This is a genomic window from Streptomyces sp. BK340 (genome assembly GCF_007827595.1).
Classification (GTDB): domain Bacteria; phylum Actinomycetota; class Actinomycetes; order Streptomycetales; family Streptomycetaceae; genus Streptomyces.
Window position 1 is genome coordinate 114,279 of sequence record NZ_VISR01000020.1, and the last position, 12,821, is coordinate 127,099.

General features: G+C 66.5%; 14 protein-coding genes and 2 pseudogenes. 12 read left to right on the plus strand and 4 right to left on the minus strand.

Annotated features, from left to right (window positions below; all coding sequences use genetic code 11):
- Window positions 1-44 precede the first annotated feature (44 nt).
- From FB157_RS30140 to FB157_RS30150, 5 genes and pseudogenes are all read left to right on the plus strand, one after another.
- Window positions 45-563 carry an ATP-binding protein gene (locus FB157_RS30140; protein ID WP_261386616.1) on the plus strand — a complete coding sequence of 173 codons (519 nt, stop codon included), beginning with the start codon at window positions 45-47 and terminating at the stop codon, window positions 561-563.
- Window positions 564-705: 142 nt separating this feature from the next.
- Window positions 706-1,308, plus strand: a pseudogene (locus FB157_RS30145) (aldo/keto reductase).
- A complete protein-coding gene (locus FB157_RS48745; protein ID WP_261386634.1) occupies window positions 1,212-1,412 on the plus strand; it encodes a hypothetical protein in 201 nt (66 codons plus the stop codon). Before FB157_RS30145 ends, FB157_RS48745 begins: the two are co-directional and overlap by 97 nt.
- Window positions 1,412-1,975 carry a hypothetical protein gene (locus tag FB157_RS47540; RefSeq protein WP_186581756.1) on the plus strand — a complete coding sequence of 188 codons (564 nt, stop codon included), beginning with the start codon at window positions 1,412-1,414 and terminating at the stop codon, window positions 1,973-1,975. Before FB157_RS48745 ends, FB157_RS47540 begins: the two co-directional genes overlap by 1 nt.
- A 97-nt stretch (window positions 1,976-2,072) precedes the next feature.
- The gene (locus FB157_RS30150; protein ID WP_186581757.1) at window positions 2,073-3,695 is read left to right on the plus strand and encodes a SpoIIE family protein phosphatase; all 1,623 of its coding nucleotides are present in this window, start codon (window positions 2,073-2,075) and stop codon (window positions 3,693-3,695) included.
- A gap of 189 nt (window positions 3,696-3,884) precedes the next feature.
- Here the strand turns inward: FB157_RS30150 and FB157_RS30155 are convergent, their stop codons facing one another.
- Together FB157_RS30155 and FB157_RS30160 are read right to left on the minus strand one after the other, a co-directional pair.
- Complete coding sequence (locus FB157_RS30155) at window positions 3,885-4,466, minus strand: hypothetical protein (protein ID WP_145883810.1); 582 nt, start codon at window positions 4,464-4,466, stop codon at window positions 3,885-3,887.
- A gap of 32 nt (window positions 4,467-4,498) precedes the next feature.
- The gene (locus FB157_RS30160; RefSeq protein WP_222440969.1) at window positions 4,499-6,100 is read right to left on the minus strand and encodes an ISL3 family transposase; all 1,602 of its coding nucleotides are present in this window, start codon (window positions 6,098-6,100) and stop codon (window positions 4,499-4,501) included.
- 555 nt (window positions 6,101-6,655) lie between these two features.
- Here FB157_RS30160 and FB157_RS30165 point away from each other — a divergent pair.
- From FB157_RS30165 to FB157_RS30195, 7 genes and pseudogenes are all read left to right on the plus strand, one after another.
- Entirely contained in the window at window positions 6,656-6,925 is a 270-nt protein-coding gene (locus FB157_RS30165; protein ID WP_222440970.1) for a DUF3761 domain-containing protein, read from the plus strand.
- Window positions 6,926-7,149: 224 nt separating this feature from the next.
- Window positions 7,150-7,247 (plus strand): annotated as a pseudogene (locus FB157_RS47545).
- Between the two features lie 70 nt (window positions 7,248-7,317).
- Window positions 7,318-7,623, plus strand: coding sequence for a hypothetical protein (locus FB157_RS30170; protein WP_186581758.1), 306 nt, complete (start codon window positions 7,318-7,320; stop codon window positions 7,621-7,623).
- 871 nt (window positions 7,624-8,494) lie between these two features.
- The gene (locus tag FB157_RS30180) at window positions 8,495-8,749 is read left to right on the plus strand and encodes a hypothetical protein (protein ID WP_145883811.1); all 255 of its coding nucleotides are present in this window, start codon (window positions 8,495-8,497) and stop codon (window positions 8,747-8,749) included.
- A gap of 290 nt (window positions 8,750-9,039) precedes the next feature.
- A complete protein-coding gene (locus FB157_RS30185; protein WP_261386618.1) occupies window positions 9,040-9,945 on the plus strand; it encodes a helix-turn-helix transcriptional regulator in 906 nt (301 codons plus the stop codon).
- Window positions 9,946-10,052: 107 nt separating this feature from the next.
- Window positions 10,053-10,433 carry a hypothetical protein gene (locus FB157_RS30190; protein ID WP_145883812.1) on the plus strand — a complete coding sequence of 127 codons (381 nt, stop codon included), beginning with the start codon at window positions 10,053-10,055 and terminating at the stop codon, window positions 10,431-10,433.
- Window positions 10,434-10,529: 96 nt separating this feature from the next.
- A complete protein-coding gene (locus FB157_RS30195) occupies window positions 10,530-11,333 on the plus strand; it encodes an SAM-dependent methyltransferase (protein ID WP_145883813.1) in 804 nt (267 codons plus the stop codon).
- Between the two features lie 30 nt (window positions 11,334-11,363).
- On the opposite strand, the gene FB157_RS30200 is transcribed toward FB157_RS30195, so the two are convergent.
- Window positions 11,364-12,278 (minus strand): helix-turn-helix transcriptional regulator, encoded by a 915-nt coding sequence (locus FB157_RS30200; RefSeq protein ID WP_145883814.1) that lies wholly within the window; start codon window positions 12,276-12,278, stop codon window positions 11,364-11,366.
- 90 nt (window positions 12,279-12,368) lie between these two features.
- The gene (locus FB157_RS30205; protein ID WP_145883815.1) at window positions 12,369-12,605 is read right to left on the minus strand and encodes a DUF397 domain-containing protein; all 237 of its coding nucleotides are present in this window, start codon (window positions 12,603-12,605) and stop codon (window positions 12,369-12,371) included.
- Window positions 12,606-12,821 lie beyond the last annotated feature (216 nt).

Sequence of the window (12,821 nt, forward strand, 5' to 3'; positions counted from 1 at the left end):
AGCCTGCCCGGCGCCCCCGAACCTGAAAGGGACTCAACCCTGTGGTGACCTCCCCGCCGATCCGCATGGGCGTGCTCGGCACCCACTCCACCGGCAAGACAACGCTCCTCAAGCGCATCGAGATGGAGCTGCGTGGCCACGGCCTCACCGTGGCCCGCACCGGCCGGCTCGGCCAGCGCGCGGCGAAGGCCGGCCTGCCAGAAATGCAGCACCACATCGAACGGTCGACCGAATGGATCATCACGCAGGGCATCGCCGACGAGACCAGCGTGCTCGCCCTGGGCGCCGAGGTCGTCGTTGCCGACCGGGCCTCCTACGACGCCATCGCCTACTGGTACGCCGAGCTGGAGTTCCGCGGCGACACGGCACCCCCTCTGGAGCGCGAACGCCTGCACGCACTCGCCTCCACCCAACTTCCGAAGTACGACCTGCTGTTCGCGACCGTGCTCGACGAGAGCGTGGCCGTCAACACGGGCCACGACTACGACCCCCGCTACCGGCGCCTCGTCGACCAGCACACGCACCACCTCCTGGCCGAGGACAACATCCCCACCAGCGCGTGACCAGCGACCCCGACAGCCCGGCCCACACCGTCGAGGTCGCCGTCCAGCACTGCCTGAAGGAGGCCCACACATGACACCCCCGCCGCCGGCAGGCACCATCACCATCGCGGGCAAGACCGTGTCCCGGCTCGGGTTCGGCACGATGCGTCTGACCGGCCCCGGCATCTGGGGCGACCCCGTCGACCGTGAGACGACGCTCAGCGTGCTCCGCCAGGCCGTGCACACCCACGGGATCAGCCACATCGACACCTCCGACGCCTACGGCCCCCACACGGTCGAGCAACTCGTCCGGGACGCCCTGTACCCGTACCCGGAACACGTACTGATCGCCACGAAGGTCGGCTTGGTCCGTCCCCCGCCGGGACAGTGGAGGCCGCTGGGCAACCCGTTCTACTTTCGCGCCTGCGTCGAGGCGAGCATTCGCCGCCTGCGGATGTAACGCCTGGAGCTGTGCTACCTGCACCGCATCGACCCCGAAGTGGCGCTCGACGACCAGATCGTCGTCCCGCAGGCCATGCAGCAGGAGGGGAAGATCGGGCACATCGGCCTGTCGAAGGTCACGCCCGAAGACCTCCGCCTGGTCGTCAGCATCAGCCCGTCGCCGCAGTACAGAACGTCCTCAACACCCAAGACCGCTACGACCCCACCGTGGAGTTCTGCCGGGAACTGGACATCCCCTACGTGGCCTACCGGCCCCTCGACGCCGGCGCACTGGCCCGAGCGCACGGACCGCAGGCACCGCTGAACTGGCTCCTCAACTACGGGCCCCACATCGCGCCCATCCCCAGCACCAGCAAGCCCCGCCATCTCAACGAGATCGTCTCGGCCGTCCAAGGCGGCCCTGCCTGATGCCTGCCGCCGCTGCCACACCACCCTCCAAGCATCACGCCGCCTACGAGAACTGGCGTCCCCCGGTGGTCGGCGTCGCCCTCCTCGTCCCAGTCGGAACCGACTGCCTCGCCGTCGCCGACCTGCAAGGAACGCTCATGCTGCCCGCCGGCGCCGTGCACACCGGGCAGGCGCCGGAAGATGCCGCCCAACACGTCCTCTCCGGCCCTGCCTGCGGGATGCAGTTTGTGCGTCGCGTCGCGGTCGATTGGGTGCAGATGCGGCGTATGGACGTCATCACACACGTCCTGGCAGCTGCGCCCACCACCCGCGACATGGTGGAACGGCTGGTCTACCGCGACCCACGCGCCACCATCCGCGTCATGCCCACTCTCCGACTCATCGACCAGACGTGGCCCACCATCCAGACCCGCATCCTGGTCGGCCTGCAGGGCCTCGCCACGGGCCAGATCGCCTGTATTGAGGCGGGCACAGTGCAGCAGCAGCCCTGCGGCTCCAACAGGAGAGGACGCTCAAGCGGGAGGTCGCTCCATCAACGGGGTATGCATTGGCTCCAGCGATAGCCGCGAGACGAAACCTGTGAATGGTGAGGGCTCCATGCCGCAGTGGCACTTTCCGGACGGTGATGGCGTTCCAGCGTGTCAGCTTGTAGAGGGGACCTTGGCTCCCATCGTCCTTCTCGACGCGCAGCTGCGTCATCTGTACGTCAATCCGGCATGGGTCAAGGTCAGTGGCCTGCCCGCCTCGGCGTTCCTGGGACGAACGCTCGGGGAAGTGCTACCGGATCTCCAGAGGCCGGACGACGTTCTGTGCGAGGTGCTCGCGGATGGGCAACCTCGGGAAGCGACCATCTCAGGAACGACAGGGGTCTCCTCGCCTCTGGGGCAACGGCTCTGGCGAGCGGTCTATCACCGCGTGGATCTGCCCGGACTAGGTCCGTGTCTGTGCGGGATCAGCGTGGAGATCAGTAATCTGCGCCGCTATCTGGACGATCTGGAGACCGCGCATCAGCGGCTGGCCCTGCTGGATGCCGCGGCCACGCGCGTCGGCACCACGCTCGACATCGAAACTACGTGCCAGGAGCTGGTCGACCTCCTGGCTCCCTCATTGACCGACGTGGCCGCGGTGGCAATCGTCGAAGAGGAGTTCACCGGCGCTCCCCCGCCTCCTCCCGGGTTCCTGCGGCTGCGCAAGACGAGGGGGGTGGCGCCCCCTGGGATGGAATGGTTGCTGCGCCAGCTGGGCGGACCAGGACCATATGTTGACGTTCCCCGCGGCGTCGCCACACGGCGTTGCCTGGACACCGGGCGACCGTGGCTGGGCAACCTGGCCTCGGACGAGCTGTTCCAGAAGGTGACCGTAGACCCCGAACGAACCAAGCTCTTCCGAGCGGCCGGCGTCCACTCACTTCTCATCGCTCCCCTGATCACGGCCGGCCGCCCGGTCGGCGTCATCTTTTTGGGAAGGGCCGGCGCATCGCGCCTCTTCAACGACGACGACCTCGTGACGCTCCAGGCGCTGGCCGACCGGGCCGCACTCTCCATCGACAGCGCGCGCCGCTACAGCTACGAACACACCATGGCTCTGGAACTCCAGCGGGCCCTGCTGTCCGAACCCAGGACCCCCCACCCTGCTGTGGAAGTGGCTGCCCGCTACATCCCCTCCGGCCACAGTGTCCTCGTCGGTGGGGACTGGTACGACTCGATTCCCCTGCCGGACTCTCGCACCTTGCTGGTCATGGGCGACGTGATGGGCCACGGATTCCAGGCCGCTGTCGCCATGAGCCAGTACCGCTCACTGCTCCGCACCATTGCCACTTCCGGCACGGCCGTCGACAAGGTCCTCAGCGAGTTCGACCGTCAGGTCGCGGAACTGGGCCTTGACCGCCTGGCCACCTGCCTTCTCGCGGTCATGGATCCGCGGGCGGGCACCTGCACAGCGGCCAGCGCAGGGCATCTGCCGCCGGCCGTCCTGCGACCGAGCGGCGGCGTCGAGGTCTTGTGGCTCCCGGTCGGCCCACCCATCGGCACCGGAGTCGGTGGCTACCAATCGCTCACCGTACGCGTGGACCACGGCGCCACGCTGCTCCTCTACACCGACGGACTGGTGGAAAGACGCGGCACAGACATCGACGTCTCGGTACAGGCGCTCGAGGCGCTGAGCCTGCCGGCGGACGGCCCTCTGGACGCCATGCTCGACACGTTCCTGGCCCGCCTGGCCAACGGTGCGTACGAGGATGACGTCGCCATCCTCGCCGCCCGCCGGCGCGCCGAGAATGAGTGACCCGCGCCATTCAAGAACTCTCGGGAGACGCTCTGTCTTTCACCTTCATGGGCCCGACCACTCGCGCCGTCCGTCAGTCCACCGGCCAACACCACACCCAAGTTCACCAAATGGGGTTCTGGATCGCTTTCCGTGACGCGTGTACGGTGGGTGATCTTTGCTGGGAGACCAGTGGGACCGAGGGGGGCCTCAGGTGCAGACGACGGGGCAGCCGCGCCGGATTGAGTGCTGTGCAGCGCGCAGGAACAGTGCGACGTAGAAGGCCGTGTCCAGGTCCTTGGTCCACGGTCCTGTTCGAGTAGTGGCCAGTTCCTTTGCTTGGTGCCTGAACCATGTGCTCAGGTCGAGGTTGTCGCATGTTGCCGGGGTTTCGGCTGGCAGATCGATGGCTGCCGCCAACTTCTCGGCGAGTGGTAGTACCTGAGGAGCGCCGGCCACCATGGACTCGTGGTCGTCGGATTCGATGGGCAACCAGATCTCCTCATCGAGCGAGAAGGGCACGAGCACGGTCCAGCCGCAGAGGATCTCCGATTCCTCCCGTGACAGGTGCGTCTGACACAAGGTGAGAAACCCGGTCATATCGGGGGTCAGCTTTTCCTCGAAGGCTTGTCCTGAGCCAGGTGCGAAGGCCGTCTCGGCGGGGACGTCCTCGTAGGGCGGCAGACCCCGCCGCTTGAGTTCAGCATTGAGTGCCGAAGCAACTTCACCCCATCCGTCCTCCTCGTCACCGAACCATTCCTCCGCGCCGACGCTCACCAGATAGACACCCATGTCGGGAAGCTATCGCGCGCATCTGACATCGATCAGTGAGCCAGCAGGACTCGCTTGCGGAGCAGTGCGAAGCCGGCACGTCCGAACATCTGGCGCTTGAGCATCTTGATCCGGTTGACGTGTCCTTCGACGACGCCGGAGCTCCAGGGCAGGGTGAGTCCGGCGATGACGGCATCGCGGTCCCGGTCGATGCCGGCCGCGAGAGTGTGGAGGCTGGGCAGGTCGTCCTGGCGGACGGCGTCGAGCCACTGCGGGAGCCGTTCGCCCTGGCGCTCGGTGAGCATCTGGGCGAAGGACCGGACGTGACCGGTCAGGGCATCGAGTTCGGGGCAGCTGGCCAGGACGGCCTTGAGCCGGAGCTGTTCGGTCTCGGTCAGCGTCTCGGGTCGGCTGAGAATCCATCTCGTCACCACGCGGGGTGCCGGCGGCTGCGCGGTGACCGGCCGTGGCGAGGTCCGCTTCGCCCGCAGGTAGGCGCTGACCCGGCCGTAGCTGCCTCGATAGCCCAAGGGAACGATCTCCTCCCAGAGCTTCCAAGCGTTGGTGCAGCCCTCGTCCCAGCGTTCGTCCAGGTAGGGCTTGTACTCATCGAGGACGGAGGTCCTGTTGTGCTGCCACTGACCACGAAAGAGGTCTTCCGGCTTCGCAGCGTCGGCGAGGCTCTTGACCGTGCGGTGGGTCATGTTCAGTCGGCGCCCGATGGAACGGCGGCTGTGACCGGCTTCCAGCAGCGCGTGGACCGTGGCGTGCCTGGCTCGGACACGGTTGGCGAACCGCTCGCTCCGCCATGGAGATTCCGCCTTCTCCTCGGGCGGCGCCGGTTCGTCGGCCTTCCCCTCGCGATCGGGGACCAGGACGCGAAGGCACTGGCGGTGGCGGGCGACAGCCCGCTCAGCAGCCTCCCCGAGGTTGTGCCACAAATGCCAGCGGTCGGCGACCTGCGTCGCCTGGGGCGCCCCGGCTGTGGCGCCTTCCGCGAAGAACGGCGCGCGGTCCCGGCAGACGATCTCGATCCCGGGTCGCTTCGCCAGCCATGCGGCCAGGCTGGACGCCTCCCGGTCAGGCAGCAGATCCACCGGCCGACGCGTCTCGACGTCGACGAGCACCGTGCCGTAGACCCGTCCTTTGCGTGTGGCGTACTCATCAACACCCCCCACCCGCGGGGCCGGGACCTCGGGCTCGGGCAAGGCACCGAGCAGCCGCAACACCGCGCTGCGGCTGATGGACACCCCGAAGGCCCTCGCCAAGCGGGCACCGGCCCGGCCGGCGAGGGCGAGACCCACCGCGGCGAGACTCGACCGCAACCGCTCCGTCCACCTGCTGTGCCGCCGAGTCAGCCCCGGCAACTGCTCAACGAACGTCCGCCGAGCACACGAAGACTCCGGACAGAAGAACCGCCGAACTCGCAGTTGCAGGACCACCAGACGTCCCCCACTCGGCACATCCGCAGGAAACCGCAGGTAAGAGCTGTGCACCCGGGTCGACTCACTCCCACAGCCCGGGCATGCCGCCCCGGCCGCCGTACTGCAGACGTCGATGCGTATCGCCTCGTGGCTCACCTCCAGCGACAGCACCGACACGTCCGCGATGGACGGTAACAGCAGGCCCTCCAGGCGGGGCGAGGTCTCTTCCACGACGCCGCACTGTCGACCACACCAAGATCGGCCCCGGTTATTTTCAGGCAACTTCCCGAAGCCTGATCCGAGTGGCAGCCGTCACTCAGCGTGCGCGCGTCACGGAAAGAGAGCCAGAACCCCAAATGGGACTGCACGCACGGCAACTTTCACACCACCAACCTCACCGCACGCGGCTCCCTCGTCGACTGGGAAGGATTGGACCTGGCCCCCGCGGCTACGACATCGCCCTGCTCTACGCCTACGTCCAACTCGCCCCGTGCACCGCCGCACACATGCATCACCAGTTCGTCCCGCTACTCGACAGCGCCTCCGGACGGGCTACGCTGCTGATGGCCTGCGCCAAGCTGCTGCAATCCTCATCCCGCTGCGACCATCCCGACCTCACACCCAGACTCTGGATCTGGCCGACAGATCCGCGGTTGCTTGAGCTTCACGGCGTGCGCCTGATCTCACAGATCAGGCTTGGCCCACACATCAATCGATTGGGCATCGTTGTTGGCTCAAACAGCTATAAACTCCCGCTGCACTGCACCACTTCAAAGGGGGGTTTCTTTGCGCGCACGTCTTGCTGTCCCGGCCCTGGCTGTCGCCCTGGCCAGCGTCCTCTTCAGTGCACCAACTGCTTCGGCGGCGGCATTGCCGTCCACCAACACGGCCCACCGCTGCATCCAGCACACCACCGGGGTGTGCGGCTGGACGCACCACCAAAGGCCGAAGGACAAGTACGAGACGGCGAAGTGCAAGGATGCTTCCCTGTCGTACTCGCGGCACTCGCAGGGCACGTGCTCGCACCACCACGGCGTCAAGTACTGGTTCAAGTAGATCGCCTCAACGCAGGTCGCCTCCTCCCGCTCGTTGAGAAGGTGACCTGCCTGGACCCACTGCCGGCCCGAGTTCCGCAACTTCCTGAGCTTCCAGGAGACAGTCTCGGTGAGCGAGGCAACGCGGTCATCCTGGTGCGTGTCAGAGGCGCATCAGGTCGGCGTCAGAGGCTCCTGCCAATGTTGTTCACGTGAACGGCGCGGGTCACCCGATGCCGGGAGCAGGGAGAGGTGCCCGGAGTGGTCGATCGGGGACCAGCGAGCACGCCTCAAGGTCGGGCCTCACAAGGCTCACGCAGGTTCGAATCCTGCCCTCTCCGCCAGGCAGGATGCCGCAGCACTGGGCGCCGGCATCCCCCGATTCGCACTCTGTACGCACTTCTGTGAAGCCCGGTGGGTGTCTCTGTCCTTGCCCGGATCACAGACCACTTCGAGGGCCTGGTCACGTCGGCGCTCTATGGGGTGGAGGTGGACACCGTCACAGAGTCCACGGTCGACGACTCGGCCGTGTTCGCTCGCAAGATCACCCACTTTCGAAGCTACCTGAGTGCCTGCGCCGGGGTGTTCCGCACCAGTGACGTCGTCGACCTGTCCGGCCGGTTGGTCCACGTACAAGGACCCGCTGCACGCAGCGGCTTCGGAATCGAGCTGAGCCCGTGGTCGGCAGCCGAGTCCTTCCTCGCCAACCTGACCCGCTGAGCCATGGGCACGGCGTCCATGGCCTGCGTTCACGGCTGACGGAATCCCTGCCTGTACCCCTGGCGACTCTTCCGCATCTCGCGCAGTCCTGAATTGCGGCGTCTTCTTGCGGCATCGGGGCCCGGACCACGCTTGCAGCTGTGTGGGAGCACGTTTGGCGCATGGTCTGGGCGCCTGCCACCGAGCCTGGCGCCGGTCCGATCACTGCGATGCGGCACCCGCCGGCCTGGCAACGCCGCCCCAACCTCGATCAGGAAGCAGGCGCCGCCCAGGCACCTTGATGCACCGTCCGAGCACGCCAAAGGCCCGTACTTCCTTCCGTCCGCTCGGAGGAAGTACGGGCCATTTTGCGCTTTGCCCCTGCCAGGGACGTTAAACCGACTGCTGCTCCTGTTGGGCCGGTACCAGGTCGGCGTACTCGATGGGTTGTTCGTCCACCCTCATGCGAGCCGCCCGCCTGGAGCAGGGGCGGCCTGCAGAGTGCGTCGAGAGTACGGTCAGCGCGGCGGCTCGAGTAGGTAGTCACTGAACTGGCTATCAGCCTGGTGGCGTTTGCGCCGGTGTGCGCTGAATGGATTTTCAAGCGACGGCGCACGCTGTATCAGGACGCTTTACCAGCAACATCGGTCGCGTTCTGTCAAATGTGCTCAGCATTTTGCATAACCGGGCCGGCTGCAGCCAGAAAGGTGATGTCGGTCTTGGTTTTCACCCACTGATGCGGCGACTTACCCGTTATTGCCTCACTCTGATGGCCGAGTGAGGCAGCCGCACGCTAATGTCGCGCCGGAGACGGGTCCCGGCCCCGAGGGTGGCACCGAAAGACCTGGACCCCTCCGCACTTTGACCAGCCGTCAATTCGCTGAGGAAACAGATGACTGATCCCCGCATCGTCACCGGCACCGTGGTGTCCGGGACGCCCCTGGACGGTAGCAATACCGACGGGAATTACGCACGCCTGCGTGCCTTCGCTGTCACGCTGAGCTTGGGCCCACTTGTCGTACTTGCTCTGTCCTTCGTTCTGTCGCGCTCCGACTGGCCTGCCGCCGCGTGCGTTGCGTTCGCGATGACCGCTGCGGCCACGGCCCGCGCGTCCCGCATCGAATTCCTGTGGGCGCAGCTGGACTGAACCTGCCGCAAGGGGGTGGTGCTGGGCAGCGTCAGCGCGTTCCGGCACCACCTGGCCATGCCGATGGCAGGGCACCGTGCGACCGGAGCAAGGTCAGGAGAGGACTGTGTGTGATGGATCGTGGATCGCAGGTAGACACGTGTGTGGTGTGTGCGGGTCCTTTGGTGCAGAACACGGGTGCAGGCCGGCGCCGCCGGTACTGCGGCACCGCATGCCGCCGTCGGGCGCAGCGGCAGCGGCAGGCGCGCCGGAGTGCGGTCGCTGAACAACAAGGCCCGTTGGGGCGCGCGGTGGCCACGGAAGTCCACCGGCTGGCTGCGCAACTTCTGGACAGTGAGCTGCGCCAGGAGGAGCTGGCCACGCTGCTGGAACGCGCCGAGGCGATCCGCCGTGAGCTGGATATGTACACCGCGGCTGCGGTCCAGGACGCCCGGCACCGGGGTGAGAAATGGGAGGCCGTGGCCCGGGCCGCGCACGTCGCGCCGGAGACGGCACGGGCCCGATGGGGACCGGAGCGGGTGGCGCGAATGATGGTCTTGCACGCCAACGACAAGCGGGCCGCTCCCGCCCGGTGGCGTTCGGCACGGCCGGTGCCTGCCGCCGAGGCGTGCGAGGACACGGCCGTCGATCAGAGCGAGCACGCTGCCAGTCCGGTCAGCCAGCTGGCATCGGCGCTGACACAGCTGCAGGTCAGCAGTGGCAGGACAATCCGGGAAATCGCCGACCTCACCATGCTGTCGCCGTCGTTCATTTCTCGGGTCCTGTCCGGAGACCGCCTGCCGACCTGGGACCTGGTGTGCGCACTGAGCGACATCTTCTGCTCGGACCCTGCCGAGTTGCGGGTCCTGTTCGAAGCCGCGCACGGCGTGACGGCACCGCAACGCCAGCCGGTCACCGCGGCGATCGAGCAGCTGCACGCGGCCGTGCGGGGACTGTACCTGGCGGCCAAGTCACCCTCGGCGGACCAGATCGAGGTTCTGAGTGCCAAGGCCGTCTCAGTCACAGCAGCCCGCCGCATGCTGGCGGGCGTCGACGTTCCGGAATGGGATGTACTGTCTGCTCTCGTCTGCGCGCTGGGGGGCCGACCCGCGGAAGTCAAACCCCTGTGGGAGGCCGTGCACTATGCATTTTTGATGTGCGACGACCCGCGGCTGCCGGACGGCACGACGCACATCGCCCCACTGGGAGAGTGCTAATGACCGGGCACAGAATTCCGTCCCACCTCACTGAGCGGAGGACTCACACCGGCGTGCGTCGTGTTCCGCGTCCTGGCCGCGGCACGCTTCGGGCTGAGCGCGCCGCCGTGACTGCTTTCGCCGCCTTTCGTGAGCGTCACTATGAACCGTATCTGCAGTACGCGGCGCTGCGGATCGGCCAAGACTGCGCGGCCGAGACGGCGGTCGCTGCAGCATTCACCGAGCTGGCGGTGTCGTGGACCGTGGTCCTTGGCAGCACGATTCCAGCTGCTGTCGCCTGGGACATTCTGCACGACCACATCGATCACGCGGTCGGCGTGAAGACGCAGACCTCAGCGCCAGGGAGAGCAGCGAGATCCCTACAGCTGGATGCACACGTGTTGCACCGCAGGCTGCGGCTCAGTTCAGAACGTGTTGCCGAGGTACTGGGGGTAGCGCGCGAGGATCTTGTCGGTCTGCTGCCTTCCTCCGCCGCTCCGTTGGAGTGATAACCGGCCACTTCACGGCGCGTCGATGTGACTGATGTCACTATACTGTGCCATCTCGGCGCCGGGTGGCGGTGTGCGGGCAGGAGGGGGACACGGGTGAGCTTGCCGTACGGAGTGGATGTCTCGGTTCCGAGTGTGGCTCGGATGTACGACAGTCTGCTGGGCGGCCGGGACAATTTCCCCGCCGACCGTGCAGCCTGCGGCGAACTCCTCAAACACGTGCCCAGCATGACGGAACTCGCCTTGAACAACAGGCAGTTCCTGCGCCGGGTCGTGCACACGCTGGCCGCCGATTACGGCATCCGTCAGTTCATCGATCACGGATCGGGGCTGCCCACCCAGGACAATGTCCACGAGATCGCGCAGCGCGTCGACCCCGCAAGCCGGATCGTGTACGTCGACAATGACCCCAGTGTCCGTGCCATGGGGAGTGTTCTGCTGGAGAGCAATGAGCGCACCGCCGTGCTCCAGGCGGACATGCGCGATACCGCGGAGATCTTCGAGAGCGATCCTGTGCGCCGGCTCATCGATCTCGATGAGCCGGTGGCTGCTCTGTTCGTATCCGTGCTGCACTGCATTCCCGACAGCAGTCGGCCTGGCGAGCTGATTGCCAAGGTCGCGGACAGGTTGCCGTCTGGCAGCATGATGGTGGTCTGCCAACTCGTCAGCGACTCGTCCGAGATCCGCGACTTTGTCACCGGCTTCATGGACGAACAGACCCAAGGGCACTGGGGGCGCGTGCGGGAAAGGGCGGACGTCGCGGCCTTCTGTGCACCCCTGGAGCTGGTGGAGCCGGGTCTGACAGAAGTCTCAGCCTGGCGGCCCGTCCATGACGATGTCCCGGCCCAGCTCACCTGGGAATGGGAAGAGTACGGGGGCGTGGGCTTCGTGCGCCGCTGAGCGGCACAGACGCGCGGCAGCGGGTCAGCGTCACCGCCAGGCTTCCAGTGCCTCCTGCAGCAGCAATGGAGTCTGCTCTACAGGGCTTGCCACTCCACACAGGTGGTTGAGAACAGCCTGGTACCGCTCGGACTCCGACGGCTTCTCGCGGTAGACAGCGCCCTCATATTGCTCCAGGTACACCATGTCGGGCAGGTATTCGGGGGTGAAGAACCGCAGGTGCACGATCGGGTGCCCGATCGCGCCGGCCGCCCCCACCGACAGGGGGGCGATCTGCAGGCGCAGCCGGTAGCGCAGGTCCTCCAGCAGGGCGAGCAGATGCTTGATCTGTCGGTACATGACGCCGGGGCTGCCGACGGTGCGCCTGAAGACTTCGGAGTCCATCACTGCCAGCAGCGTTGGCGGGTCGGTTTCCCGGCGCAGCATGTTGATGCGCTGCACGCGCAGGCTCACACGGTCTGCGATCTCCTTAGCCGGCAGGGTCGGGTGGGTTGCCCGGCTGACGATCTGGGCGTATTCCTCGGTCTGCAGCCAACCCGGCACCAGCTGCGGCTCGTAGGAAAGAATGCGCCGAGCCGCCGGCTCCATGGCCAGCAGCGGCCGCAGGGAGGTCGGTGCGGCGTGAGCATACGGCTGCCACACCTCGGGTTTGCCCGCTTCCAGCATGAGCACGGTGATCCGCTGCCGCTCGGCGGGATCGCGCACGCCGTACGCATCCAGCAACCGCTCCACTTCGGCCGGCTTGAGCGGGGTGAGACCAGTCTCCAGGCGACTGATGGTCGATTCAGAGGCATCGATGCAGCGGGCGGCCTGCCGAGGGGCGATCCGGGCGTGATCACGACAGCGCCGCAGATGCCCCGCGAGCGCCCTTCGATGAGCGCTTGCACCCCACTCCGGCCGGTGCGGGAATCCGAGAATAGAAGGCGCCTTTTGCTCGGCTGCCATACCAGGCACTCCTATCGAACTGTTCAGGGAGCCCAAGCATGGCAGCCGCAACGCACTAGTGTCAGGAAGTGGCCATATCTCTACCGTGGGTTACGAGAGGGTGAAGTCAAACTCCCCCTCCTTGACCCCCGCGAAGAATGCGGCGATCTCCTCCCGCGTGTAGATGAGGGCCGGTCCCTGAGGGAAGCGGGAGTTACGCACCGCCACGCCTCCATCAGGAAGGGAAGCGACCTCCACACAGTTCCCGTTCCCCCCACTGTGGCGGCTCTTGCACCATGCGACGTCCTCGATCACGTCCGCGCCGACACCGTTTTCCACGCGCTCCATGCCTACCACGCCCCTCCGAGTCATTCCTTAGCCGGCCTTAAGTTGGAGCATCGGCCGACCAGGTGTACGAATAGTGCCGTCCTGCAATTGCAGGACGGCACTTGCAAGAACGATGAACAGGCCGGAATAGTGACGGTCAAGACGGCACGCCAGAAATGAAACGGCAACCAGGTCCCGGGGGACGGACGATGACGTCACGTCACAACGACAACATTC